The sequence below is a fragment of the Micromonospora sp. NPDC023633 genome (genome assembly GCF_040640035.1).
GTDB lineage: Bacteria > Actinomycetota > Actinomycetes > Mycobacteriales > Micromonosporaceae > Micromonospora.
The window spans coordinates 1-23,619 of sequence record NZ_JBFABB010000108.1 but is presented as its reverse complement, the minus strand read 5'-3'; the positions used below and the strand labels follow the sequence as shown (position 1 = coordinate 23,619).

At 74.4% G+C, this 23,619-nt stretch carries 23 protein-coding genes, 1 pseudogene and 1 riboswitch; of the genes and pseudogenes, 10 read left to right on the top strand and 14 right to left on the bottom strand.

Features of this window, described 5'->3' with window-relative positions; all coding sequences use genetic code 11:
• The 3 genes from AB0G13_RS26885 to pdhA form a co-directional block, all read right to left on the bottom strand.
• A partial coding sequence (locus AB0G13_RS26885) for a biotin/lipoyl-containing protein (protein WP_357879760.1) occupies nucleotides 1-505 on the bottom strand: 505 nt, incomplete at its 3' end.
• Entirely contained in the window at nucleotides 502-1,518 is a 1,017-nt protein-coding gene (locus AB0G13_RS26880; RefSeq protein WP_357879757.1) for an alpha-ketoacid dehydrogenase subunit beta, read from the bottom strand. The genes AB0G13_RS26885 and AB0G13_RS26880, both read right to left, overlap by 4 nt.
• Nucleotides 1,518-2,684, bottom strand: coding sequence for a pyruvate dehydrogenase (acetyl-transferring) E1 component subunit alpha (gene pdhA / locus AB0G13_RS26875; protein ID WP_357879754.1), 1,167 nt, complete (start codon nucleotides 2,682-2,684; stop codon nucleotides 1,518-1,520). The genes AB0G13_RS26880 and pdhA overlap by 1 nt, the downstream gene beginning before the upstream one ends.
• 104 nt (nucleotides 2,685-2,788) lie before the next feature.
• On the opposite strand from pdhA, the gene AB0G13_RS26870 reads away from it, so the two are divergent.
• Nucleotides 2,789-3,295, top strand: coding sequence for an Lrp/AsnC family transcriptional regulator (locus AB0G13_RS26870; RefSeq protein ID WP_357879751.1), 507 nt, complete (start codon nucleotides 2,789-2,791; stop codon nucleotides 3,293-3,295).
• Between the two features lie 56 nt (nucleotides 3,296-3,351).
• On the opposite strand, the gene AB0G13_RS26865 is transcribed toward AB0G13_RS26870, so the two are convergent.
• Both AB0G13_RS26865 and AB0G13_RS26860 read right to left on the bottom strand, forming a co-directional pair.
• A complete protein-coding gene (locus tag AB0G13_RS26865; RefSeq protein ID WP_357879747.1) occupies nucleotides 3,352-4,323 on the bottom strand; it encodes a DNA primase small subunit domain-containing protein in 972 nt (323 codons plus the stop codon).
• 166 nt (nucleotides 4,324-4,489) lie between these two features.
• A complete protein-coding gene (locus AB0G13_RS26860; RefSeq protein WP_357879767.1) occupies nucleotides 4,490-4,720 on the bottom strand; it encodes a hypothetical protein in 231 nt (76 codons plus the stop codon).
• 218 nt (nucleotides 4,721-4,938) lie between these two features.
• Between AB0G13_RS26860 and AB0G13_RS26855 the strand changes: the two genes are divergently transcribed.
• The 7 genes from AB0G13_RS26855 to AB0G13_RS26825 all read left to right on the top strand — a co-directional run bounded on the left by AB0G13_RS26855 (nucleotide 4,939) and on the right by AB0G13_RS26825 (nucleotide 11,515).
• Nucleotides 4,939-5,994, top strand: a complete 1,056-nt coding sequence (locus tag AB0G13_RS26855) for a sigma-70 family RNA polymerase sigma factor (protein WP_357879744.1) — start codon at nucleotides 4,939-4,941, stop codon at nucleotides 5,992-5,994.
• A gap of 108 nt (nucleotides 5,995-6,102) precedes the next feature.
• Entirely contained in the window at nucleotides 6,103-6,822 is a 720-nt protein-coding gene (locus AB0G13_RS26850; RefSeq protein WP_357879741.1) for a DUF899 domain-containing protein, read from the top strand.
• 2 nt (nucleotides 6,823-6,824) lie between these two features.
• The gene (locus AB0G13_RS26845) at nucleotides 6,825-7,547 is read left to right on the top strand and encodes an alpha/beta hydrolase (RefSeq protein ID WP_357879738.1); all 723 of its coding nucleotides are present in this window, start codon (nucleotides 6,825-6,827) and stop codon (nucleotides 7,545-7,547) included.
• Between the two features lie 135 nt (nucleotides 7,548-7,682).
• Entirely contained in the window at nucleotides 7,683-8,414 is a 732-nt protein-coding gene (locus AB0G13_RS26840) for a histidine phosphatase family protein (RefSeq protein WP_357879735.1), read from the top strand.
• The gene (locus AB0G13_RS26835; RefSeq protein ID WP_357879732.1) at nucleotides 8,398-9,267 is read left to right on the top strand and encodes an NAD(P)H-hydrate dehydratase; all 870 of its coding nucleotides are present in this window, start codon (nucleotides 8,398-8,400) and stop codon (nucleotides 9,265-9,267) included. Before AB0G13_RS26840 ends, AB0G13_RS26835 begins: the two co-directional genes overlap by 17 nt.
• A gap of 146 nt (nucleotides 9,268-9,413) precedes the next feature.
• Complete coding sequence (locus AB0G13_RS26830) at nucleotides 9,414-10,901, top strand: S8 family serine peptidase (protein WP_357879729.1); 1,488 nt, start codon at nucleotides 9,414-9,416, stop codon at nucleotides 10,899-10,901.
• 113 nt (nucleotides 10,902-11,014) lie between these two features.
• A complete protein-coding gene (locus tag AB0G13_RS26825) occupies nucleotides 11,015-11,515 on the top strand; it encodes a hemerythrin domain-containing protein (RefSeq protein ID WP_132234652.1) in 501 nt (166 codons plus the stop codon).
• Here the strand turns inward: AB0G13_RS26825 and AB0G13_RS26820 are convergent.
• Complete coding sequence (locus AB0G13_RS26820; protein ID WP_357879725.1) at nucleotides 11,484-12,410, bottom strand: metallophosphoesterase; 927 nt, start codon at nucleotides 12,408-12,410, stop codon at nucleotides 11,484-11,486. The genes AB0G13_RS26825 and AB0G13_RS26820 overlap by 32 nt on opposite strands.
• A 200-nt stretch (nucleotides 12,411-12,610) precedes the next feature.
• On the bottom strand, nucleotides 12,611-12,766 hold the full coding sequence (locus tag AB0G13_RS26815) for a hypothetical protein (RefSeq protein WP_357879722.1): 156 nt from the start codon (nucleotides 12,764-12,766) through the stop codon (nucleotides 12,611-12,613).
• Between the two features lie 107 nt (nucleotides 12,767-12,873).
• A riboswitch (ZMP/ZTP riboswitch) is annotated at nucleotides 12,874-12,963 on the top strand.
• Between the two features lie 17 nt (nucleotides 12,964-12,980).
• Here AB0G13_RS26815 and AB0G13_RS26810 point away from each other — a divergent pair.
• Nucleotides 12,981-14,417, top strand: coding sequence for a glycine hydroxymethyltransferase (locus AB0G13_RS26810; RefSeq protein ID WP_357879719.1), 1,437 nt, complete (start codon nucleotides 12,981-12,983; stop codon nucleotides 14,415-14,417).
• A gap of 191 nt (nucleotides 14,418-14,608) precedes the next feature.
• Here AB0G13_RS26810 and AB0G13_RS26805 read toward each other — a convergent pair whose 3' ends face one another.
• From AB0G13_RS26805 to AB0G13_RS26775, 7 genes and pseudogenes are all read right to left on the bottom strand, one after another.
• Nucleotides 14,609-16,291, bottom strand: coding sequence for a ribulokinase (locus AB0G13_RS26805; protein WP_357879715.1), 1,683 nt, complete (start codon nucleotides 16,289-16,291; stop codon nucleotides 14,609-14,611).
• Nucleotides 16,292-16,503: 212 nt separating this feature from the next.
• The gene (locus AB0G13_RS26800; protein ID WP_121398707.1) at nucleotides 16,504-16,764 is read right to left on the bottom strand and encodes a hypothetical protein; all 261 of its coding nucleotides are present in this window, start codon (nucleotides 16,762-16,764) and stop codon (nucleotides 16,504-16,506) included.
• Nucleotides 16,765-16,831: 67 nt separating this feature from the next.
• The gene (locus AB0G13_RS26795; protein WP_357879711.1) at nucleotides 16,832-18,160 is read right to left on the bottom strand and encodes a PLP-dependent aminotransferase family protein; all 1,329 of its coding nucleotides are present in this window, start codon (nucleotides 18,158-18,160) and stop codon (nucleotides 16,832-16,834) included.
• Between the two features lie 3 nt (nucleotides 18,161-18,163).
• Nucleotides 18,164-19,288: an alpha-hydroxy acid oxidase gene (locus AB0G13_RS26790; protein ID WP_357879708.1), complete on the bottom strand. Its 1,125-nt coding sequence runs from the start codon at nucleotides 19,286-19,288 to the stop codon at nucleotides 18,164-18,166.
• Nucleotides 19,289-19,409: 121 nt separating this feature from the next.
• Nucleotides 19,410-20,330: pseudogene (locus tag AB0G13_RS26785) on the bottom strand (alpha/beta hydrolase); the annotation flags it as partial.
• Nucleotides 20,327-21,547 carry a cytochrome P450 gene (locus AB0G13_RS26780; RefSeq protein ID WP_357879705.1) on the bottom strand — a complete coding sequence of 407 codons (1,221 nt, stop codon included), beginning with the start codon at nucleotides 21,545-21,547 and terminating at the stop codon, nucleotides 20,327-20,329. The pseudogene AB0G13_RS26785 and the gene AB0G13_RS26780, both read right to left, overlap by 4 nt.
• A 65-nt stretch (nucleotides 21,548-21,612) precedes the next feature.
• Nucleotides 21,613-22,890, bottom strand: coding sequence for an SGNH/GDSL hydrolase family protein (locus AB0G13_RS26775; protein ID WP_357879764.1), 1,278 nt, complete (start codon nucleotides 22,888-22,890; stop codon nucleotides 21,613-21,615).
• 297 nt (nucleotides 22,891-23,187) lie between these two features.
• Here AB0G13_RS26775 and AB0G13_RS26770 point away from each other — a divergent pair.
• Nucleotides 23,188-23,619: AMP-binding protein (locus AB0G13_RS26770; RefSeq protein WP_357879702.1), on the top strand; the 432-nt coding region annotated here is incomplete at its 3' end.

Genomic DNA, 23,619 nt, shown 5'->3' with positions numbered 1-23,619 from the left:
GCACGAGCGGCGAGATGACGAGGGGCGCCGCCGCGCCGTGCGGCCCGTCGGCCGCGCCGGCCGCGGGCGCCGCCGCCGGGGCGGGTGCCGCCGGTGACCCGGTCGGGGTGGGTTCGGGCGCGGCCAGGAGGCGAGGGCGGCGACGCCGCCGCCCCGGGGCGCCGTGGCCGGTGCCGTACCCGATGAGGACGTTGCCGGAGCCGGCCCGCTCCTCCTCGCGGTAGGTGGCGTGCCCGGCGGGCTCGTCGCCGGCCAGCGGCGCGATGGTGATCAGCGGCTGGCCGACCGGGCGGACCTCGCCCGCCGCGCCGTGCAGCGCCACGACCCGCCCGGCGTACGGGCAGGGCACGTCGACGACGGCCTTGGCGGTCTCCACCTCGACGACGCTCTGGTCCACGGTGACCACGTCGCCCACGGCGACGCGCCACTCGACGATCTCGGCCTCGCTCAGCCCCTCACCCAGGTCGGGCAGGAGGAAGACCTGCGCCCCGTCCACGGTGGTCACGCGGCGCTCCCCCGGCTCAGCCAGCGCTCGTCGGGCTGGTCGTCCCACTGGAGGCGGGCCACCGTGTCGAGGACCCGGTCCACCGACGGCAGGTGGGTGTGCTCCAGCATCGGCGCCGGGTACGGGATGTCCAGCCCGGACACCCGCAGCACGGGGGCGTGCAGGGCGTGGAAGCAGCGCTCCTGCACCCGGGCGGCGATCTCGGCGCCGACCCCGGCGAAGCCCTGCGCCTCCTGGATCACCACGCACCGGCCGGTGCGCCGGACCGAGGCCGTGACGGTCTCGTCGTCGAACGGCACGATGCTGCGCACGTCCACGACCTCCAGGTCCCAGCCCTCCTCGCGGGCCGCCTCGGCGGCCTCGAGCGCGACCGGCACCGCCGGCCCGTACGCGACGAGGGTGGCGTCGCGGCCGGGGCGGCGCACGACCGCCCGGCCGATCGGCGCGGTGGGCGCGGAAAGCTCCGCCTCGCCGCTGGAGAAGTAGAGCTTCTTCGGCTCCATGAACACGACCGGGTCGGGGTCGTCGATCGCCTGGCGCAGCAGCGAGTACGCGTCCTGCACCGTCGCCGGCGTGACGACCTTCAGGCCTGGGGTGTGCGCGTAGTACGCCTCGCTGGAGTCGCAGTGGTGCTCGACCCCGCCGATGCCGCCGGCGTAGGGCACCCGGATGACGATCGGCACGCTGAGCGCGCCCCGGGTGCGGTTGCGCAGCTTCGCCACGTGCGAGGCGATCTGCTCGAACGCCGGGTATGCGAACGCGTCGAACTGCATCTCGACCACCGGGCGCAGCCCGGACATGGCCATGCCGACGGCGAAGCCGACGATGCCGGCCTCGGCGAGCGGGGTGTCGAAGCAGCGCTTGTCGCCGAAGCGGGCCTGCAGGCCGTCGGTGATCCGGAAGACGCCGCCGAGCGCTCCGACGTCCTCGCCGAAGACGACCACCCGCTCGTCGTCGAGCATCGCGTCGGCGAGCGCGGCGTTGAGCGCCTTCGCCATGGTCAGGGCGGCCATCAGCGCTCACCCTCCTCGTCCTGGGCGGCGGCCAGCTCGGCGCGGACCTGCTCGCGCTGCTCGACCAGCTGCGGGGTGGGCTCGGCGTAGACGTGGTCGAAGAGGCTCATCGGGTCTACCGTCGGCTGCGCGTTCATGCGGGTGCGCAGGTCGGCGGCGTACGCCTCGGCCTCCTCGGCGACCGCGGCGACGGCGGCGTCGTCGAGCGCGCCGCGGGCCCGCAGGTACGTCTCCAGCCGGGCCACCGGGTCCCGGTCCCGCCACGCCTCGACCTCGGCGCCGTCGCGGTAGCGGCTCGCGTCGTCGGCGTTGGTGTGCGCCTCCATCCGGTAGGTGTGCGCCTCGACCAGGAACGGACCCCTGCCCGCGCGGGCGTGCTCCACCGCGCGGGTGAGCACCGCGAGCACGGCCACCGGGTCGTTGCCGTCCACCTGCTCGCTGGGCACGCCGTAGCCGACGCCCTTGTACGCCAGCGACGGCGCGGCGGTCTGCCGGGAGAGCGGGACGCTGATGGCGTACCGGTTGTTCTGCAGGAAGTAGACGACGGGGGCCTTGAACACGGCGGCGAAGTTGACGCCCTCGTGGAAGTCGCCCTCGCTGGTCGCCCCGTCGCCGATGAACGCCAGCGCGACGGTGTCCCGCCCCTGGTACGCCTCGCCGTAGGCCAGCCCGGCGGCGTGCACGCACTGGGTCGCCAGCGGGGTGCACTGCGGGGCGGTGTGCCGGGCGGCGGCGTCGTATCCGCAGTGCCAGTCCCCGCGCAGCAGGGTCAGCACCTCGACCGGGTCGATGCCCCGGGAGACCAGGGCCATCGACTCCCGGTAGGTCGGGAAGACCCAGTCCGTGTCGCGCAGGGCGAGGACGGCACCCACCTGGCAGGCCTCCTGGCCGCGCGAGGACGGGTAGACCGCCAGCCGGCCCTGCTTGGTCAGGGCGGTGGCCTGGACGTCGAAGCGGCGGCCGACGACCATCCGCCGGTACATCTCGACGAGCGCCTCGACGGGCGGCTCGGGGTAGTCGGCGGGGGCGCGCAGCGGTTTGCCGCTCGGATCGAGCAGGCGGACGGGCTCGGTGGCCGGGAGCAGCGGCTTGGCCGGATCGGGCGGGGTGGCCGCCCGGCGGCTGCGCGGGGATGCCCTGCGGACCGCCTCGGGTGTGGTCGTCACGGCGGGACCTCCTGGACGTGTGGTGGGCCTATGCTCCTGCTGTCGGATGATTGACTCAAGATCCAGCACAAACGCGGGACGGATGGCATGGGACGGGCAACGAGATGAGCCAGGAGTCCGGGGGCGGAGCGGAGCCGGCGGGCGGAACGGGACGTTCGGCGCGACCGCTCGACGACGTCGACCGGCGGATCCTCGACGAGCTGGTCCGCGACGGCCGCACCTCGGTGCGCACCCTCGCCGAGCGGATCCACATCTCCCGCACCAACGCGTACGCGCGGGTGGAGCGGCTGCTGCGCGACGGGGTGATCACCGGCTTCCGGGCCCAGGTCGCCCCCGAGGCGGCGGGGCTGGGCACCTCGGCGTACATCGCGTTGAAGATCGAGCAGAACACCTGGCGGGAGGTGTCGGCGGAGTTGGCGCGGGTCCGCTACATCGAGCACGCCGCCCTGCTCGGCGGCGACCACGACGTCCTCGCCCTGGTCCGGGCGCCGGACAACGCGACCCTGCGGGACGTGGTGCTGGGCCGGGTGCAGGGCATCGCCGGCGTGCTCTCCACCCGCACCTGGCTGGTCTTCGAGGAGTTCGACGGCGAACGCAACCCGTGGGAGTGAGCCGGCGCTCCGCCCTTCCGGCGGGCCCCGGCCGGGCCTGCGGCGACCGACCGGGCTCAGCGTTCCGGCGGGGCCTCCAGCCCTTCCCGGTCGGCCAGCTCCAGCAGCGGCTCCAGGGAGAACCGCCGGTCGTCGAGCCCCGCGTGCGGGTCGCCGTGCTCGGCGAACCGGGCGGGCATCGTGGTGACGGCGAAGTCCTCCGGCCGGGCGTCGTCCAGCTCCGACCAGTCCAGCGGCGCGGAGACCAGCGCGCGCGGCGTGGGGCGGATCGAGTACGCCGAGGCCATCGTGTGGTCCCGGGACATCTGGTTGTAGTCGATGAAGACCGGTCGGTCCCGCTGCTCCCGCCACCAGGTGGTGGTGACCAGTTCCGGCAGCCGCCGCTGCATCTCCCGGCCCAGCGCCAGCACCGCCCGGCGGCAGTCGCCGAAGCTCCACCGGGGCTCGATGGACAGGTAGACGTGCAGGCCCCGCCCGCCGGTGGTCTTCGGGTGGCCGGTCAGGCCCAGCTCGGCGAGGAACGCGCGCACCTCGTGGGCCACCGGCACCACCTGGTCGAAGTCCACGCCCGGCATCGGGTCCAGGTCGATCCGCAGCTGGTCGGGCCGCTCGACGTCGCCGGCGGAGACCGGCCACGGATGGAAGCGCAGGGTGCCGAGGTTGGCCGCCCAGATCACCACCGCCAGCTCGCTCGGCGCAACCTCGTCGGCCGTGCGCCCGCTCGGGAAGGTGATGTGGGCGGTGCGCACCCACTCGGGCGCCCCCGCCGGCAGCCGCTTCTGGTAGAAGGCGTCGCCCCGGTTGTCCTGCCGGGTGCCGATCCTCGCGCCGTCGAAGACGCCGCGCGGCCACCGTTCCAGCATGGTCGGCCGGTCCCGCAGGGCGCGCAGGATGCCGTCGCCGACGGCGAGGAAGTAGCGCACGACGTCCAGCTTGGTCAGCCCGAGTTCCGGGAAGTACGGCTTGTCGGGGCTGGAGACGCGCACCAGCCGCTCCCCCACCTGGATCTCCTCGGCCGGCGTCGCCACGCCTGACACCGTAACCCGCCCGGTCGGCCGGCACGCCCCGTCACGGCCCCGCGCGCCGACACCTCGGCCGGCTGCCGGCTCCAGATGGCGTCGCCGGCACCCGGCGGCCGTACGCGCGGCGGCCGGGCGGCCCGTCTCCGGCCGCCCGACCGCCGACGGTGCCAACTCAGCTCATCTCCTCCTGAAGACGCGCCAGGAGCATCTTCTTGCCCTGCTCGCCCGCCTTGCGGTTGTTCTCCTGCATCTTCCGGAACCAGGTGGCCAGTTCCGTGTCGCCCCGCGCGTCGGCGTCGGCGACGTAGTTCTCCAGCTGCCAGATGTGCTGCAACGACATCTGCAGCGCGTGGATCAGGTCGTAGTTCTGGTCCTTCACCGGGCTCGCCGGCTCCCTGACCATGGTGGCCACGGCGCACCTCCCCGTCTCGGTGATCGATGGAGGCAGCGCTTACCCGGCCCCGTCCCGATTACGCCCCGGGCGCGGGGCGCCCCGGCGGACCTGGTCGACGCCCCGGGCCGGAATTGGACGCCGGCGACGACTCCGTCGGTCGTCGGTCGTCCTACCGGTGGGTTACGGTGCGTCGATAATTCGGTGACCGGGACGGGGGGAGACGGTTCGTGGGCGAAGGTGACGCGGGATCGGGCGGGAGCGGGGGGACCGCGGCCGGTGCGGCCCTTCGGTCGGGCGACGAGCAGACCTTCGCGGAGCTGACCGACCGGCACCGGCGGGAGTTGCAGGTGCACTGCTACCGGATGCTCGGGTCGTTCGACGACGCCGAGGATCTCGTGCAGGAGACGTTCCTGCGGGCCTGGCGCAGCCGGGAGAGCTTCCAGGGCCGTTCCACCGTGCGGGCCTGGCTCTACCGGATCGCCACCAACGCCTGTCTCGACTTCCTCGACCGCCGCCAGCGGCAGCCGGTTCCGCTCGTCGCGCCGACGTCATCCCGGGTCCCCGGGCCCGGCCGGGCCTGGTTGCCGCAGGCGGAAATCCCCTGGCTCCAGCCCTATCCGGACCGATTGCTCGATCCGCCCGCCCCGCCCGGCGTCGAGCCGGACGCGGCACTGGTGGCCAAGGAGACCATCGAGCTGGCGTTCCTCGCCGCGATCCAGCACCTGCCGCCCCGGCAACGGGCGGTGCTCATCCTGCGCGACGTGCTCGGCTGGCCGGCGGCGGACACCGCCGCGCTGCTCGACGGCACGGTCGCCGCGGTCAACAGCGCCCTGCAACGGGCGCGCGCCACCCTCCGGCAGCGCCTGCCCGAACGGCGGACGGAGTGGCGGGCGGCGACCGACCCGAGCGCCGAGGAACGGGCGGTGCTCCAGCGGTACGTGGCGGCGACCGAAAGCGCCGACCTGACGGCGCTGGCGGCGTTGCTGCGCGAGGACGCCCGCTTCACCATGCCGCCCAAACCGACCTGGTATGAGGGACGGGACGCGATCATCGAGTGCTGGGCGCCCGCGCTGGTCGGGCCCACCGCCTGGAAGGACTGGTGTCACGTGCCCACCCGGGCCAACCGCCAGCCCGCCGTCGCCTGCTACGTGCGTGAGCCTGGCCGACCCCGCTACCACGCGCTGGGCCTCGACGTGCTCCGCATCGAGGCTGGCGAGGTCGTGGAGGTCACCGCGTTCCCTCCCCGCGTCTTTCCGGCCTTCGGGCTGCCGATGACCCGTTGACGGCTGGCGGCGGCGATGAGTTCTTACGCGCCCCGCCGTCTCAATGGGGTGGCCGGCGGTGCGGCGCGACGCTGACGTCGCCGGATGGACGAAGGTAGGAGAGACAGCATGACCCAGCCGAGAGTTGTCAGCCGAGACGAGTGGGAGGCGGCCCGTGCGGAACTGCTCGTCAGTGAGAAGGAGCTCACCCGGGCACGCGACGCGTTGAGCGCTCAGCGGCGTCGGCTACCGGCGGTCCGCATCGACAAGGAGTACGTCTTCCACTCCCCGGACGGCCCGGTGGATCTGCCGAGTCTGTTCGACGGTCGTCGCCAGCTCATCGTCCGGCACTTCATGTTCCACCCCGACTGGGACGAGGGTTGCGTGGGCTGCTCCCTACAGGTCGACAACCTCGGCCACCCGGCTCACCTGCACGCGCGGGACACCAGCCTGGTACTGGTGTCCCGGGCGCCGCTGACCAGGATCGAGCCGTTCCGGCGGCGGATGGGGTGGACTGTTCCCTGGTTCTCGTCCTTCGGTGGGGACTTCAATGCCGACTTCGGGGCCACCAGGGACGATGCGGAATGCTCCGGGCTGAGCGTGTTCCTCCGCGACGGGGCGGACGTCTTCCACACCTACTCGGCCTTCTCCCGGGGCGGCGACGCATTGATCAACACCTACAACTACCTCGACCTGACGGCGTTGGGCCGGCAGGAGGAGGGGCTGCAGTATCCGCAGCAGTGGTGGCGGCACCACGACCGGTACGACGACCGACGCCACGGGACCCGGCGCCGCGACGGATGGCCCGCGCGGGCCATCGACCAATCCGCAGGCATGGAGGATCACTGACAGTGGCGACCTACGTGTTGATCCCGCCTGCGGGCAGCGGGCCCTGGTACTGGCACCTGCTGGCGGAGCAGTTGCGAGACCGGGGGCACGACGTGGTGGCGGTCGACCTGCCGTGCGACGACGACTCGGCGGGGCTGGCGGAGTACACCGACGCCGCCGTCCGGGCCGTCGGGGACCGTACGGACCTGGTGGTCGTGGCCCAGTCGTTCGGCGCGTTCACCGGTCCGCTGGTGTGCGACCGGGTCCACGCGGACCTGCTCGTGCTGCTGACCCCGATGGTGCCCTTCCCCGGCGAGTCGCCGGGCGAGTGGTGGAGCGGCACCGGCTACGCGCAGGCCCGACGGATCCAGGCCGAACGCGAAGGCTGGACGCCGGAGCAGGACGAGGACCCCGGCGTCGTCTTCTTCCACGAGCTGCCGCCCCGGCTGGTCGAGGAGGCCACGGCGAACGCCCGGGACCAGTCGGGGACGCCGTTCGAGAAGCCCTGGCCGCTCGCCGCCTGGCCGGACGTGCCGACCCGGGCGCTGCTCTGCCGGGGTGACCGCTTCTTCCCCATCGACTTCCTGCGCAAGCTGGTGTCCGACCGGCTGGGGATCACCCCGGACGAGATGGACGGCGGGCACCCGGTGGCCCTGAGCCGGCCGCGGGAGCTGGCGGACCGGCTGGAGGAGATCCGGCGGGAGGTCTGCGAGGTCGCCCGCCCCACGCCGGACCGCCGACGGTGAGCGGCGCGCCGGGCCGGGTACGGAATCGGCACCCCGGCACGGCCCGGCGCACCGTCTCCGTCCGCTGCCCCGGGCCGAACGACACCGGTCGCGGGCGCGGTTACCCGGGGCGGGCTTGCGGGTAGGGGTTGCGGCATGGCGGAACTGGCGACGCTCTGGATCGTCCGGCACGGCGAGAGCACGGCGAACGTGGCGGCCACGGCGGCGGAGGCGTCGGGCGCCGAACTGATCGACCTGACCCACCGCGACGCGGACGTGCCGTTGAGCCCGACCGGGGAGGAGCAGGCCCGGGCCACCGCGCGGTGGCTGGCCGGACTGCCCGAGGCCCGCCGGCCGGACGTGGCGGTGGTGTCGCCGTACCTGCGGGCGGTGCGGACCGCCGAGCTGGCCCTGGCCGGCACCGGCATCCCGCTCAGCCGCGACGAACGGCTGCGCGACCGGGAGTTGGGCATCCTGGACGGGCTGACCGGGCAGGGGGTGCGTCGGCGCCACCCGGAGGAGGCGGCGCGCCGCGACCGGCTCGGCAAGTTCTACTACCGCCCGCCGGGCGGGGAGTCCTGGACCGACGTGGCGCTGCGCCTGCGCGCCCTCCTCGGCGACCTGCGCCGCGACCACGAGGGCCGGCGCGTGCTGCTGTTCGGCCACGACGCCCTGGTCTTCCTGACCCGTTACCTGGTGGAGGGGCTCACCGAGGCGGAGCTGATGGCGCTGACCCGCGAGCAGGTCATCGCCAACTGCTCGATCACCGGCTGGTCCGCCGGCACCGACGGCCGGCTGACCCCGGACGTGTTCAACGACGTCGGCCACCTGCGGGAGCAGGGCGCCCGACCGACCAGGGAGGACGAGGTCCATGCCGAACCGGTCTGACACCCGGGTGATCACGCCCGGGCTGCTGCGGGACTGGACGCTGCCCGTGCCGACCGGCGGCAAGGAGGCCCGGGGCACGGTGCTGGTGGTCGGCGGCTCGCGGTTCACCCCCGGTGCGGTGCTGCTCGCCGGTGTGGCCGCGTTGCGGGCCGGGGCCGGCGTGCTCCAGCTCGCCGCCGCCGAGTCCACCGCCGCCGCGCTGAGCATCCAGGTGCCCGAGGCGCTGGTGGTGGGGCTGCCGGAGACCACCGAGGGCGCGGTTGCGGGCCGGCCCGGCGAGCTGCTGGGCGACCTGGTGGCGGAGGCGGACGTGGTGGCCCTCGGACCGGGGCTCAAGGACATCGAGGAGACCGGCCGCCTGCTGCGCCTGGTGCTCGACGCGGCCGGCCCCGAGACGTCACTGGTGCTGGACGCGTACGCCCTGGGGGCCCTCAGCCACGCCCCGGACCTGCTGGTCGGGTCCGGCCGGCCGGCGGTGCTCACCCCCAACCTCACCGAGGCCCGGCACCTGATCGGCCGGGATCCCGGCGACGACCTGGACGCCGAGGCGACCGAGCTGGCCCGCCGGTACGACGCGGTGGTCTCGCTCTACGGCCACATCGCCACCCCCGACGGCCGGAGCTGGCGGGAGGAGAGCGGCGACGCCGGCCTGGGCACCTCCGGCAGCGGGGACGTCCGCGCCGGCCTGCTGGCCGGGCTGCTGTCGCGGGGCGCGGAGCCGGCGCAGGCCGCGTGCTGGGCGGCGTTCGCCCACGCGGTGAGCGGCCAGCGGCTGGTCCCCCGGTTCGGCCGGATCGGCTTCCTCGCCCGGGAACTGCTCGACGAGATCCCGCACACCCTGGCGACCGTCTGACACTTCCTGTCTGACCGAACGGATGTGTGTAACGCCACAGGCCGCTCCTACGCTGGTGGATCGGAGGAGGGCATCCCGCCCGCCTCCCGCCGGTCGCTCCCCGCCAGGGGGCGTACCCCGGCTGGAAACAGCCCCTGGGAGTCTGTGTGAAGAACCTCCGTCGCAAGACACTGGCTGCCGCGTCCGCCGTGACGCTCGGCGTCGGCCTCGCCGTCGCCGGCGGGGTGGCCCCGGCGGCGTCGGCCGCCGGCCCGGACACCACGTTCCTGGTGCTCGCCCCGCAGGGCGCCAAGACCGACCAGGCGGCCGCCCGCGTGGCCGCCGCCAACGGCACCGTGGTGGCCAGCTACGACCAGATCGGCGTGCTCGTCGTCCGGTCGACCAACCCCGACTTCGTCACGGACGTGGCGGGCGCGGGCGTCGACTCGGTGGCGTCCACCGCCGGCCTGGGCACCGCCCTCGAGGAGGGCGAGACCCTGGAGGTCTCCGCGGCCGAGGCGGCCAACACGACCGCCGACCCGACCAAGGAGCCCCTCTTCGGTCAGCAGTGGGACATGCCGATGATCGACGTCCCGCAGGCCCACGCCGTCAACGCCGGCCGCGCCGACGTGGTGGTGGGCGTGCTGGACAGCGGCATCTCCTCCAGCCACCCCGACCTGGCCAGCCAGATCGCGAAGAACAAGAGCACGTCCTGCCTCGGTGGGGTCTCCGACACCACCGAGTCCGCCTGGAACCCGACCACCTCCGACCACGGCACCCACGTGGCCGGCACCATCGCCGCCGCCGTCAACGGCGTCGGCGTGACCGGTGTCGCCCCGGGCGTCAAGGTGGCCGCCGTCAAGGTCGTCAACGACGACGGCTACATCTTCCCGGAGGCTGCGGTCTGCGGGTTCATGTGGGCCGCCGAGCAGGGCATGCAGCTGACCAACAACAGCTACTACATCGACCCGTGGGAGCTGAACTGCCGCAACGACGCGCGCCAGCGTCCGGTGTGGAAGGCGGTCCAGCGGGCACTGCGTTACTCGCAGAGCAAGGGCGTGCTGCACGTCGCGTCCGCCGGTAACTCGAACTTCGATCTCGCCCACAAGCTCACCGACACGGGCAGCCCGAACAACGGGACGCCCGAGGTCCGCGAGGACCTCACCAACGCCTGCCTCGACCTGCCGGCCGAGGCGCCGGGCGTGGTGACGGTGTCGGCGGTCGGCCCGACCGGGGAGAAGAGCTACTACTCCTCGTACGGCCAGGGCACGGTCGACGTGACGGCGCCGGGCGGCGACACCCGTTTCCGCACCCAGGGCCGCAGCTCGACCCTCACCGACGGCATCCTGTCCACCACCTACAACACCACCACGAAGACCAACGGCTGGGGCTACAAGCAGGGCACCTCGATGTCCTCGCCGCACGCGACTGGCGTGGCCGCCCTGGCCCTGTCGGCGCACCCGGGCATGAGCCCCGGCCAGCTGTCGGCCTTCCTGGGCAGCACCGCCGAGGCGATCTCCTGCCCCGGCGGCGTCTACAACCCGGTGCCGCTGATCGCGGCCGGTCCGAACGCCTACGACGCGACCTGCTCCGGCGGCCAGCACAACGGCTTCTACGGCGCCGGCATGGTCAACGCGTACAACGTGGTGAAGTAACAGCACGGCACGACCAGTGGTGGGGCCCGGCGGTGATCCGCCGGGCCCCACCCGTTTTCGCTGCTCACACCGGGGGTACGGGAGGAGGTGTCAGACGAGCGAGGAGGTCAACGGTGTCCACCGATGCCATCGTCCTGTTGAAAGAGGACCACAAGGAGATGCGCCGCCTGTTCAAGGCCTTCCAGGACGCCGAGGAGGGTCCGGCGGCGCGGCGGCAGAAGCTGGTGAACGAGATCCTGGAAGCCCTCACCGTGCACACCTACCTCGAGAACGAGGTGATGTACCCCGAGGTCCGCAAGCTCCTGCCCGACCTGGAGGACGACATCCTCGAGTCGTACGAGGAGCACCACGTCGCCGACGTGCTCTGCGCCGAGCTGTTCACCATGGACGCCGGCGACGAGCGCTTCAACGCCAAGACCACGGTGCTGATCGAGAACGTCCTGCACCACGTCGAGGAGGAGGAGCAGGAGTGGTTCCCCAAGGTGCGCGAGGCGCTCGGCCGTAAGCAGCTCCAGGAGATCGGCGAGCGGATGATCGCGCTGCGCGCGGACGCGCCGCGCAAGCCGACCGACCCGAAGGCGATCAAGAAGTCGCTGGACGCGGTGACGGCCTGAGCGGACGGGATGTCACGGGCCCCGGTGCGCCGGGGCCCGTCGTCGTGCCCGGGGGCGCGGGCAGGATCCGCCGCAGCGCCGGGGGCGCGGCCCGGGGCCGCCACTCCCGCGGGTAGCCCACCGAGACCTCCTCGAACCGCACCCCGTCGTGCCAGGTGGTGCGGGGAATGTGCAGGTGACCGTAGACCACGGCGGCGGCGTCGAAGCGCAGGTGCCAGTCGGCGGTGGACTCGGTGCCGCACCACTGGGCGAAGATCGGGTAGCGCAGCACCCGGGTCGGCTCGCGCAGCAGCGGCCAGTGGTTGACCAGCACCGTCGGCAGCCCGGGCTCCCGCTCGGCGAGCCGGCGCGCGGTCTCGGCGACCCGGGCGGCGCACCACGCGGACCGGCTCGGGTACGGGTCGGGGTGCAGCAGGAACTCGTCGGTGCACACCACCCCCACCCGGTACGCCTCGGCCAGCGCCGCCTCGGGGGTGTCGAAGCCGTCCGGTCGCCAGCTGTGGTCGTAGAGCAGGAACAGCGGCGCCACCAGCACCGGCCCGCCCGCCCCCCGCCACACCGGGTACGGGTCCTCCGGGGTCAGCACGCCCAACCGCCGGCAGACGTCCACCAGGTACGCGTAGCGCGCGGTGCCGCGCAGCGCCACCGGGTCGGCCGGCGGCGTCCACAGCTCGTGGTTGCCCGGCACCCAGATCACCTTCGCGAACCGGCGGCTGAGCAGGCCGAGGGCCCACTCGACGTCGGCCACGGTGTCGCCCACGTCCCCGGCGACCAGCAGCCAGTCCCGCGGCGAGGTGGGGCGCAGCCCCTCGACCACCTCCCGGTTGCCCCGGTGACCGACGTGCAGGTCGCTGATGGCGAGCAGGCTGCCGCCCTCGCCGTCCTCCCCCGCCATGCCGCTGATCCTAGGCAGCGACGCGCCCGGCCGCGAGACGGGCACCGCTTTTCGCCGGTCCCGCGGCCTTCCGCCGGCGCCGCGACGGGCTCAGGTGCCCGAACCCGGCTCGGCCATCCTGCGGTGCTGCGCCGCCTTGAGCTTGTCCGGGACGATCTTGCCGGCGGCGGTCTGCACCCTGTTGAGCAGCGAGCCCGCGGTCACCGTCTGGCGCCCCGCAGCATCGCCGCGAAGCCCTGCTCGGCCACGGTGCGCGGGTCGTCCTTACGCCCCGAGCCGACCCGGGTGTCCTCCATCTCGGCACGGGTGAAGAACTCCGTGTCGGTCGGCCCCGGCATCAGCGAGGTCACCGTCACCCCGCTGTCCTTCAGCTCGTTGCGCAGCGCCCGCCCACCTCGACCCGCCGGTGGGCACCGCCGGGTCGAGGTGGGCCGGGAACCGCCGGGGCCGACCCGGTAGGATCGGCACGGGCCGTGACTGGCGCGTTGGGATGGAGAACCATCGGGAAGCGGTCCCGTCACGAGGACGCATGCCGAGCGCCTGGGCCTTCCGCACGTCACTGGAGGTCGCATGTCGCTGAACGCCGAATCCACCGCCTTCCGCAGCGCCCTCGAGGTGATCCGCGCCGTCGAGCCGCGGGTGGCCGACGCCATCGGCGCCGAGCTCGCCGACCAGCGCGAGTCGCTCAAGCTCATCGCCAGCGAGAACTACGCCTCCCCCGCGACCCTGCTGACCATGGGAAACTGGTTCAGCGACAAGTACGCCGAGGGCACCGTCGGCCGCCGCTTCTACGCGGGCTGCCAGAACGTCGACACCGTCGAGGCGCTCGCCGCCGAGCACGCCCGGGAGCTGTTCGGCGCCGCCCACGCGTACGTGCAGCCGCACTCCGGGATCGACGCCAACCTGGTCGCGTTCTGGGCGATCCTGGCCGACCGCGTCGAGTCGCCCGCGCTGAAGAAGGCCCAGGTGCGGCAGGTCAACGACCTCACCGAGGCGGACTGGTTCGCGCTGCGCCGGGAGCTGGGCAACCAGCGGATGCTCGGCATGTCGCTGGACGCCGGCGGCCACCTCACCCACGGGTTCCGGCCGAACATCTCCGGCAAGATGTTCGACCAGCGCAGCTACGGCACCGACCCGGTCACCGGCCTCGTGGACTACGACAAGGTCGCCGAGGCGGCCCGTGAGTTCAAGCCGCTGATCCTGGTCGCCGGCTACTCGGCGTACCCGCGGAAGGTCAACTTCCGGATCATGCGGGAGATCGCCGACTCCGTCGGCGCCACCTTCATGGTCGACATGGCGCACTTCGCGGGCCTGGTCGCCGGGAAGGTCTTCACCGGCGACTTCGACCCGGTGCCGCACGCGCACATCGTCACCACCACCACGCACAAGTCGCTGCGCGGTCCGCGCGGCGGCATGGTGCTCTGCCAGCCCGAGCTGGCCGACCAGGTCGACCGGGGCTGCCCGATGGTGCTCGGCGGCCCGCTGCCGCACGTGATGGCCGCCAAGGCCGTCGCCCTCGCCGAGGCCCGCCGCCCCGACTTCGCCGACTACGCCCAGCGGATCGTCGACAACGCCCAGGCGCTCGCCGAGGGGCTGCTGCGGCGCGGCGGCAAGCTGGTCACCGGCGGCACCGACAACCACCTGGTGCTGATCGACGTCTCCGGCTACGGGCTGACCGGCCGGCAGGCCGAGCAGGCGCTGCTCGACTCGGGCATCGTCACCAACCGCAACTCCGTGCCCCAGGACCCGAACGGCGCCTGGTACACCTCGGGCATCCGGGTCGGCACCCCGGCGCTGACCAGCCGGGGGCTGGGCACCGCGCAGATGGACGAGACGGCCGAGCTGATCCACACCGTGCTCAGCCAGACCAAGCCGGGCGCGAACCCGGACGGAACCCCGTCCAAGGCCAAGTACGTCCTCGACCCGGCCGTCGCCGACCGGGTCGGCAAGCAGGCCAGCGACCTGCTGACCGGCTTCCCGCTCTACCCGGCCGTCGACCTCGGCTGACCGCCCCACCCCGACGCCCCCGCCCGGCCCGACCGAGCGGGGGCGTCCCTGTCCCCACCCTCCCCCGCCGCCCGCCACGGGCCGGCGTCGATCATCCAGTTCTGGTGCCCCGTTCATCCGCTCTGATGCCGGTATGCGGCCCACCACAACTGCAAGATCGACGCGCCGGGGGGCTGAGGGCTCGGGGAGCGTCAGTGGGGGCGGTGGCGGAGGGCGCGGAGGCGGTGCAGGACGTCGGTGCCGCCCCGGCCGAAGTGGTCGTGCAGGGCGCGGTACTCGGCGTACAGCTCGTCGTAGGCCGCCGCCCGGGCCGGGTCGGGGTGCCAGGTCTCGCGCCGGGCGGCGCCCATCGCCGCCGAGGCGGCCGGCACGTCCGGGTACGCCCCGGCGGCGACCGCCGCGTGGATGGCCGCGCCCAGCGCCGCCGGGTGCGCGGAGTCGACGACGTGCAGCGGCCGGCCGAGCACGTCGGCGTAGATCCGCAGCAGCAGCCGGTTGCGGGTCAGCCCGCCGGCCACGGTCAGCTCGTCGACGGCCACCCCGGCGGCGGTGAACGCGTCGACGACGGTCCGGGCGCCGAAGGCGGTGGCCTCCAGCAGCGCCCGCCAGATCTCCTCCGGCCGGGTAGCCAGGGTCAGTCCGACGAGCACGCCGCTCAGCTCGTGGTCCATCAGCACCGAGCGGTTGCCGCTGTGCCAGTCCAGGGCCAGCAGCCCGTGCCCGCCCACCGGCTGGTCCGCGGCGAGGGTGTCCAGCAGCTCGTACGGGCTCAGCCCCCGGCGGCGCGCCTCGTCGGCGTAGCCGGCCGGCAGGGCGTTGCGGGCGTACCAGGCGAAGATGTCGCCGACCCCGCTCTGTCCCGCCTCGTAGCCCCACGCCCCGGTGGTGACGCCGCCGTCGACCACGCCGCAGACGCCGGGCACCTCGCGGTACGTCTGCGCGTTCATGATCAGGCAGGTGGAGGTGCCGAGCACCGCGAGCATCCGGCCGGGCTCGACCGCGCGGGCCGCGGCGGCGGTGACGTGCGCGTCGATGGCGCCCGCCGCGACGGCGGTCCCGACCGGCAGCCCGGTCCACGCGGCGGCTGCGGCGGTCAGCCCGCCGGCCCGGGCGCCCGCCGGCACGAACGGGCCGTCGACGCGGGGCAGCAACCCGTCGAGGCGGGGGTGCAGGGCGCGCAGGAACTCCGCCGACGGGTACCGCCCGTCCTGCCGCAGCCCCTTGTAGCCCGCGGCGGAGACGTTGCGGGTCTCCCGGCCGCAGAGCTGCCAGACCAGCCAGTCCGCGGCCTCGATGAACCGCTCCGCCCGGTCGAAGACCGCCGGGTCCTCCTCCAGCACCTCCAGCGCCTTGGCGAGCTGCCACTCGGCGGAGACCCGGCCGCCGTAGCGGGGCAGCCAGCGCTCGCCGCGCGCGGCGGCGACGTCGTTGATCCGGGCGGCCTGCCGCTGGGCGGCGTGGTGCTTCCACAGCTTCGGGTACGCGTGCGGCCGGCCGGCCAGGTCGGGCAGCTCGCAGAGCGGTGTGCCGTCGGCGAGGGTGGGCAGCATCGTGCAGGAGGTGGCGTCGACGCCGACGCCGCACACGTCCTCGGGCCGGACCCCGGCGGCGCGCAGCGCGGCGGGCACCGCGACGCGGAGCACCTCGCGGTGGTCGTCGGGGTGCTGCAACGCCCAGTCCGGCGGCAGCGGCGTCCCGTCGGGCAGCCGCTCGGTGATCACCCCGTGCCGGTACGCGTGGACGGCCTCGCCCCGCACGGTGCCGTCGGCGACGTCGACCACGACCGCCCGGCCGGAGAGGGTGCCGAAGTCGACGCCGACGACGAACCGGGGTGACCCGGCCGCCGGCCGCGCCGCGTCTCCTGCTGCCGACACGGCTCCTCCTCCCGACACGGCTCCTCCTCCCGCCGCGCGGCGCCGGTACCCCGGGCGGGCGACCGGTCAGCGGCGGCGGGAGGAAACGCTAGCAACAGCCGCCGCGCGCCCGGCACGCCGCCGACGGGCGGCGGCGTGGCACGAACCGGCGCCGCGACGGTCGGAGCCGGGGCCGAACCCGGGGCGGCGGGCAGAAGGGGACGGGCCGGGCCTCAGGCGACGGGCCGCTTCAGGTGGTAGCGGTGCACCTCGGTGCTGCCCTGGACGTTGTTCACGTCCTCGGCGGCGGAGACCAGTTCCCAGCCCTCCCGGCCGGCCCGGTTGAGGTGCGCGATCGCCGTGTCGCCGTACGCGGTGATGTCCCGGCGCGACCCGTCCGGGCCGTACCAGATGAAGCTGACATGGAAGTTGCGGCCCTGCCCCTGATAACGGCGGACCAGCAACGCGTACTCCCAGGCGACCATGGCGTCCATTATGAGTGTCCACCCAGGACGGCGGAACACGGGCAGTCGCGCTTTGCCGTGCGGTGAACGCGGTGTGTCATCCCACGCCGGCGGTCGCCGCCCGTCGGGCCGTCTCGTCGGCGACCAGCGCGGCCAGCCGGTCCAGCCCGAGGTCGATCTGCTCCGGGGTGACCGCGCTGACCGACAGCCGCAGCGCGTCGACCGGGGCGCCGTCGTCGTAGAAGTGCGCCATCGGCGTCCAGAGCAGCCCGTACTCGCGGGCGGAGCGGTGCAGCAGGGCGTCGTCGACGGCGAACGGCACGGTGACCACGACGAAGAACCCGCCGGCCGGCACGGTCCACCGCACCGGCGAGGTCTCCGCCGGGAAGCGCCGGGCCAGGCCGTCGACCAGGTGGCGCAGGTTGCGGCCGTACGCGGCCCGTTCCCGGACGGTGGCCGCCACGAGGCTGCACCCGTGCTCCAGCAGCGCCCCGCCGACCACCGCCTGGGCGATCGCCGAGGTGTTCACCGTGACCATGCTCTTGATCTTGGCGAGCTGATCGGCGAGCAGGCCCACCGTGCCGTCGGCGCCGGCGACGCGCTGGTCGGCGACCACGTAGCCCACCCGGGCGCCGGGCAGCACCGTCTTGGCGAACGAGCCCAGGTAGACCACCCGCCGCGCGGTGTCCAGCGCCTTGAGCGTGGGCAGCCGCCCGGCGTCCCCGGCGGGGAAGAGACCGTACGGGTTGTCCTCCAGCAGCAGCAGGTCCTCCTCGGCGGCCAGGTCGAGCAGCCGCCGCCGGTCGGCCAGGCCGATGCTGGTCCCGGACGGGTTGGCGAAGTCCGGCATCACGTAGCAGGCGCGTGGGCGCAGCCCCGCCGCCCGGGCCAGGCGCACCTGCTCGCGCAGGTCGGCGAGGTCGATGCCGGCCGGGCCGCCCCGCACCGGCCGCACCGGCAGGTCCAGCAGCCGGGCGGCGCCGGTCAGCCCCACGTACGTCGGCGCGACGGCGAGCAGCACGTCGCGCGGGTCGGCCCGCAGCGCCCGCAGCACCAGGAACATCGCCTCCTGGCAGCCGACGGTCACCACGATCGCCTCCGGGTCGACCGTGACGCCCTCGTCGACGGCGAGGTTGCGGGCGACGAGGTGGTGCGCGATGCCCTTGGTGCGGCCGTACTGGAACAGCGTCCGGTGCACCTGTGCGGGGCTCTGCCCGAGGTCGTCGGCCAGGTGCCGGCGGAACGTCTCCAGGTGCCGGTGCAGCGCCGCGACGTCGAAGAACTCCTCGTACGGCCGGCCGGCCGCCAGCGACACCGCGTCGGGGTAGTGCTGGGCCACCTCGTTGAGGAAGTTCATGGAGTTCAGCGCGGGATCGTCGACCGCCGGGTGCAGGTCGGCGACGTGCAGGTCCACCGTATCGGCCACCGCTCAGCCCTCCCTCAGCACGCGCAGCTCGCGGGCGGCCTCCGCATCGGCGCAGCCGGCCAGCGCCAGGGCGTCGCGGAACTCGCCGGCCAGCAGCGCCAGCGCCGTCCGCGCCCCGGCCCGGCCGCCGGCCGCGAGCGCCCACAGCATCGGTCGCCCGACCAGGACGCCGCGCGCGCCGAGGGCGAGCGCGCGCAGCACGTCGACGCCGTCGCGCACGCCGCTGTCCAGCAGCACCTCGCACCGGTCGGCCACCGCCGCCACCACCTCCGGCAGCACGGTGGCGGTGGCCGGCGCGCCGTCGAGCTGCCGGCCGCCGTGGTTGGAGACCACCACGGCGTCCGCGCCGGCGGCCACCGCCAGCTCCGCGTCGCGCGGGTCCAGCACGCCCTTCACCACCAGCGGCAGGGCGGTACGGCCGCGCAGCCACTCCAGGTCCGCCCAGGTCAGCGCGGGCGCGAAGACATCGCCGGTGTGCGCGGCGATGGCGGAGACCCCGGGGGTGGCGGTGTGCGCGAGGTCGTCCCGGCCGGCCGGCAGGTTGGCCGCCACGACGTGCGGCGGGATGGCGAACGCGTTGCGCACGTCGCGCCGCCGCGGGCCGAGGATCGGCACGTCCACTGTGACCGTCAGCGCGGTGCAGCCCGCCGCGTGCGCCCGCTCCAGCAGGTCGGCGACCAGACCCCGGTCGCGCAGCCAGTAGAGCTGGAACCAGACCGTGGCGCCGGTCTGCGCGATCTGCTCGATGGGCACGCTGCTCAGGGTGCTCGCCACGTACGGCACGCCGGCCGCGCCCGCGGCGGCGGCCAGCGCCAGCTCCCCGTCGGGGTGCACCAGCCGTTGGTACGCCATCGGCGCCACGGCCACCGGCATCGCGTACGAGGTGCCGAGCAGCCGCGCCTCGGTGCGGGGAGTGTGCACGCCGCGCAGCACCCGGGGCAGCATGGCCACCCGGTCCAGCGCGCGGCGGTTGGCGGCGAGCGTGGTCTCGGCGCCGCTGCCGCCGTCGACGTAGTCCCACACGTCGGGCGGCAGCACCGCCCGGGCCGGCCCGGCGAAGTCGGCCAGGCTGGCCGGCGACGGCTCCGCCACCGGCAGGTCCGACTTCGGCAGCACGCCCTCAACCATCGCCAGTCTCCCTTCCCACCGCCACCGCCCCGCTGGCGGTCGCCCCGCCGCCGGCCGGTCCGCTGGCCGCCGCGCCGTCGCCCGTCGCACCGGTGGCCGCCGCGCCGTCGCCCGTCGCACCGAACCGACCGCGCAGGAACGCGGCGGCCTGGTCCTGGGCGCGCCGGCCGTCGTCGAACGCCCCGGGCATGGCGAAGAAGCCGTGGATCATGCCCGCGTACCGGGTGTGGGTGGTGGGCACCCCGGCGTCGCGCAGCCGCTGCGCGTACCGCTCCCCCTCGGCACGCAGCGGGTCGTGCTCGGCGGTGATCACCAGCGCCGGCGGCAGGCCGGTCAGGTCCGCGGCGAGCAGCGGCGACGCCAACGGGTGCCGCGCGTCGGCGGGGTCGGCGAGGTAGTGGCCCCGGTACCAGGCGACCGAGCGGCGGTTGAACAGCAGCGGGTCCTCGCCGTCGCCGTCGGGTTCGCCGGTCTGGTCGGTGTTCGGGTACACCAGCAGCTGGGCGGCGAGCCGGGGCCCGCCGCGCTCGCGGGCCAGCAGGGTGACGGCGGCGGCGAGGTTACCGCCGGCGCTGTCGCCGCCGACCGCCACGCGCCGCGGGTCGACGCCGAACTCCTCCGGGTGCGTGGCGAACCACCGCGTGGCCGCGTGGCAGTCGTGCACGGCGGCGGGGAAGGGGTGCTCCGGGGCCAGCCGGTAGCCGACGGTGACCACCTGGCAGGGCACCGCGTTCGCCAGCCGCCGGCAGATGCCGTCGGCGGTGTCGACGCTGCCCAGCGTCCAGCCGCCGCCGAAGAAGTAGACGAGGGTGGGCAGTGGCCCCTCCCCCGCCGGTCGGTGGATCCGCACCGGCAGGTCGCCCGCCGGGCCGGGCACGCTCGTGTCGCGTACCTCGTGCACCGGCTCGACCGCGCCGCCGCCGGCGCGGATCGCGGCGAGGTCGGCGGCGCGGGCCTCGGCCAGGGTCTGGGTGTAGAGCGGCGGGGTGCCGGCCGCCTCGCGGGCGGCCCGGTATGCCGCCACCTGCGGATGGACACTCACGCGGGCCCTCCTCGGGTGTGCACGGCCAGCTTGTCGACGCCGCGCAGGAAGAGGCTGCCGCTGTACGTCGGCGCCTCGGCGACGGTGAGCCCGGGGAAGCGGGCCAGCAGCCTGGGCAGCGCGAGCCGGCCCTCCAGCCGGGACACCGCGGCGCCGAGGCAGAAGTGCAGGCCGGCGCCGAAGGCCAGCGACGGCGGTCCGCTCCGGCGCGGGTCGAAGCGGTCCGGATCGGAAAAGCGGGCCGGGTCGCGGTTGGCGGCGGCGAGGATCAGCAGCACGTTGCGGTCCCGCCCGACCGGCACCCCGCCGACCTCGGTGTCGCGGGGCGCGGCCCGGGCCAGGAAGTGCACGGGGGCCTCCAGCCGCAGGATCTCGTCGACCGCGCCCCGGGTCAGCGCGTCGTCGCCGGGCAGCGCGGCGGCCACGTCGGGGTGGGCCAGCAGCAGCGGCAGCCCGTTGCCGAACATGTAGACGGTGGTGACGAAGGCGGCGTTGAACAGCACGATCAGGTTGCTGACCAGCTCGTCGGCGGTCAGCTCCACGTCGCCGGAGTCGACCGCCTCCACCAGCGCGCTGATCAGGTCCTCAGCCGGCCGCCGGCGCCGGTGCGCGATCAGCTCCGCGTAGAAGTCCCGCAGCTCGGCGGCGGCGGTGTTGGCGGCGGCGAGGCGTTGCGGGGTCTTGCCCGCCACGTCCAGGAAGTCGTCGATCCGCTCCACCCGCTGCCGGTAGAAGTCCAGCTCCCCGGCGGGAATGCCGATGAACTCCGCCATCACCAGGGCCGGCAGCGGGTACGCGAACTCCGCGACGAAGTCGAGGGCGGCGTCCCCGGCGTCGGCCATCCGGTCCAGCAGCCCGTCGACGACCCGGTGCACGGTCGGCTCCAGCGCGCCCAGCCGGCGCGGCGTGAACGTCTTCGCGAACACCGCCCGCATCCGGGTGTGCTCCGGCGGGTTGACGAACATCATCGAGGTCTGCAGGGTGCGCAGCACCTCCTGCTCCTGCCAGCCCGGCGGGGCCTGCTTGTACCACTGCGGGTCGCGCAGCACCTGGCTGACCAGGTCGTAGCCGACGGCGACGGCGTCGACCGAGCGGTGCTCGGCGCGCGCCGGCACCGGGCTGACCGGTCCCAGAGCGTGCAGGGCGGCGTAGCAGGGGTACGGGTCCTGCCGGCCCTCGTCGCTGTAGAGCCGGGTCAGCAGCTGGGTGACGTCCATCCTCGTGCGGTCTCCCCCATCGACGGTGCGGCGGGCGGCGGGATCGCCCGCCGCCCGCGCCGAGGTCACAGGCCCAGCAGTCGCAGCGGCACGGCGTCCGCCAGCGCCTGGTTGCCGGCGTCGTTCGGGTGGATGTGGTCCCCCGAGTCGTACGCGGGCAGCAGTCGGCTCGGCTGCGCCGGATCGCGCAGCACCCGGTCGAAGTCGAGCAGCCCGTCGAACTCGTCGCTGCCGCGCAGGTACGCGTTCACGGCCTGCCGGGTGGCCTCCTTCTCGGGCGTCCAGACCCCCGGGTTGCCGTGCCCCTCGTACGGGGTGAGCGTCGACACCAGGCTGCGCAGGCCGCGCGCCTTCACCTGCTGGTTGACCTGCCGCAGCGAGGCGATGATCTGCTCGGCGGAGTCGCCCGACATCCAGATGTCGTTGATGCCGAGGTGGGTGATCACGGTCCGGGCGTCGGTCTGCGCGAAGACGTCCTCGTCGAGCCGGGCCAGGGCGTTGGGGCCGAGTTCGTGGTAACCGGGGAAGCCGCCCGCCCCGGGCTCGGGGCCCTCGTGGTTGAGCCGGTTGCCGGCGAGGCTGAGGTTGAGCACGCCCGGGGTGCGGACGTCCGGGCGGGCGTCGAGGAGCCGGTCGGCGAGCAGGTCGGGCCAGCGCTTGTTGGCGTTGACGGTGCTGCCGTTGCCGTCGGCGATGGAGTCGCCGAAGACCACCACCGAGCCGGGGCTGTGCCGGCGCTGCACGTCGATGCCGGACAGGAAGAACCAGCAGCAGTTGGGCCGGATCGTGAACCCGGCCCCTCCGGCGGCGGAGGTGAGGTCCGTGGCGCCGATGAAGTTGGTCTGCCGGGACTGGCCGTGGAAGGTCACCGGCCCGGTCGGGGTCGGGAAGTGCACCGTCAGCACCAGGTCCTGCTGGTCGCCGACCGGCAGCGCGACGGGGTCGCTGACCAGCTCGGCGCCCCGGTTCATGGTGGCCGAGGTGGCGCCGCCGAAGGTCAGCGTCCGCAGGGTCGAGGTGTCGATGTCGGACAGGTCGTCGGGGGTCGCGGTGTTCGGCTTCGCGACGGTGGCGCGGCCGACCTTGACGGCCTGCTCGCCGTACATGTTGCTCAGTCGCACCCGGAACTGCGGTCCGCCCACCGTGGTGTGCACGACCATCCGGACGCTCTGGTCGTTGAGGCCGTTGTTGGTCAGGCCGGTCGCGTTGCCCCGGGTGACCGCGGCCGCCCAGCTGCCGGCCCAGACCGCCCGCTGGTGGCGGAACGCCTCGGCGTCCGACGGGCCGGCGCTGGCCACCATCGCCGGGGTGCCGGCGACGAGCAGGGTGGCCGCGGACGCGATGACATGCCATCTCTTCGGGGTCGACATTGAACCTCCATCGTTGGCAGCCCAGGGCCATCCACTGACGGCACCGCCTGGACGATGGTCCAGAAACCTAGCCGCCCCGTTTCGCGACCGTCAATCAACCTGATCGACGTGATCAAATGTCCTCCGGTCCGTCCGGAGCGCCGTTCAGGCTCTGTCCGGTGACAGCCGGTGGTACCTACGCTCACGGACGGCGGCGGTGCGGTCGCCCGGCCGCCGGCCGTCCCGGGCTGCCCGGGGCACGGCCACACTTCTGCGCGAGGGGGCTGTCGGATGACCGACCGACCGGAGCGACGGGCCGGCTACGTGCACCGGGCGCTGGAGCTGTTCGCGGGCTTCGGCGACCGGGAGGCGCTGGTCGGGGACGGACGCCGGCTCAGCTACGCCGACGTCGCCGCGCAGGTGCGCGGGCTGGCGGCGGCGCTGCGCGGGCACGGCGTACGGCCGGGGCACGCGGTGCTGCTCGCGCTCGGCAACCCGGTGGAGGGGCCGCTGGTGCAGCTCGCCCTGCACCTGCTGGGCTGCCGGACGATGTGGATCGCCCCGGTCACCTCCCGGCGGGAGGTGACCGAGTTCGTCCGGCTGGCCCGCCCCGACGCGTTCGTCTACGACGCCCGGGACCCGGCCGGCCTCGGCCCGGAGCTGGCCGCCGGGCTGCCCGGCGTCGCAGTGCAGTTCCTGGGGCCGGGCGGCGCGGGCCCGGAC

What these genes read in the sequence shown, in the direction of transcription:
- AB0G13_RS26880 (WP_357879757.1), bottom strand. Translation starts at nt 1,518, where the DNA reads ATGGCCGCCCTGACCATGGCGAAGGCGCTCAACGCCGCGCTCGCCGAC.
- AB0G13_RS26810 (WP_357879719.1), top strand. Translation starts at nt 12,981, where the DNA reads ATGTCGCTGAACGCCGAATCCACCGCCTTCCGCAGCGCCCTCGAGGTG.
- AB0G13_RS26820 (WP_357879725.1), bottom strand. Translation starts at nt 12,410, where the DNA reads ATGGCGGGGGAGGACGGCGAGGGCGGCAGCCTGCTCGCCATCAGCGAC.
- AB0G13_RS26835 (WP_357879732.1), top strand. Translation starts at nt 8,398, where the DNA reads ATGCCGAACCGGTCTGACACCCGGGTGATCACGCCCGGGCTGCTGCGG.
- AB0G13_RS26860 (WP_357879767.1), bottom strand. Translation starts at nt 4,720, where the DNA reads ATGGTCAGGGAGCCGGCGAGCCCGGTGAAGGACCAGAACTACGACCTG.
- AB0G13_RS26780 (WP_357879705.1), bottom strand. Translation starts at nt 21,547, where the DNA reads ATGGACGTCACCCAGCTGCTGACCCGGCTCTACAGCGACGAGGGCCGG.
- AB0G13_RS26790 (WP_357879708.1), bottom strand. Translation starts at nt 19,288, where the DNA reads ATGGTTGAGGGCGTGCTGCCGAAGTCGGACCTGCCGGTGGCGGAGCCG.
- AB0G13_RS26850 (WP_357879741.1), top strand. Translation starts at nt 6,103, where the DNA reads ATGACCCAGCCGAGAGTTGTCAGCCGAGACGAGTGGGAGGCGGCCCGT.
- AB0G13_RS26870 (WP_357879751.1), top strand. Translation starts at nt 2,789, where the DNA reads ATGAGCCAGGAGTCCGGGGGCGGAGCGGAGCCGGCGGGCGGAACGGGA.
- AB0G13_RS26800 (WP_121398707.1), bottom strand. Translation starts at nt 16,764, where the DNA reads ATGGACGCCATGGTCGCCTGGGAGTACGCGTTGCTGGTCCGCCGTTAT.
- AB0G13_RS26840 (WP_357879735.1), top strand. Translation starts at nt 7,683, where the DNA reads ATGGCGGAACTGGCGACGCTCTGGATCGTCCGGCACGGCGAGAGCACG.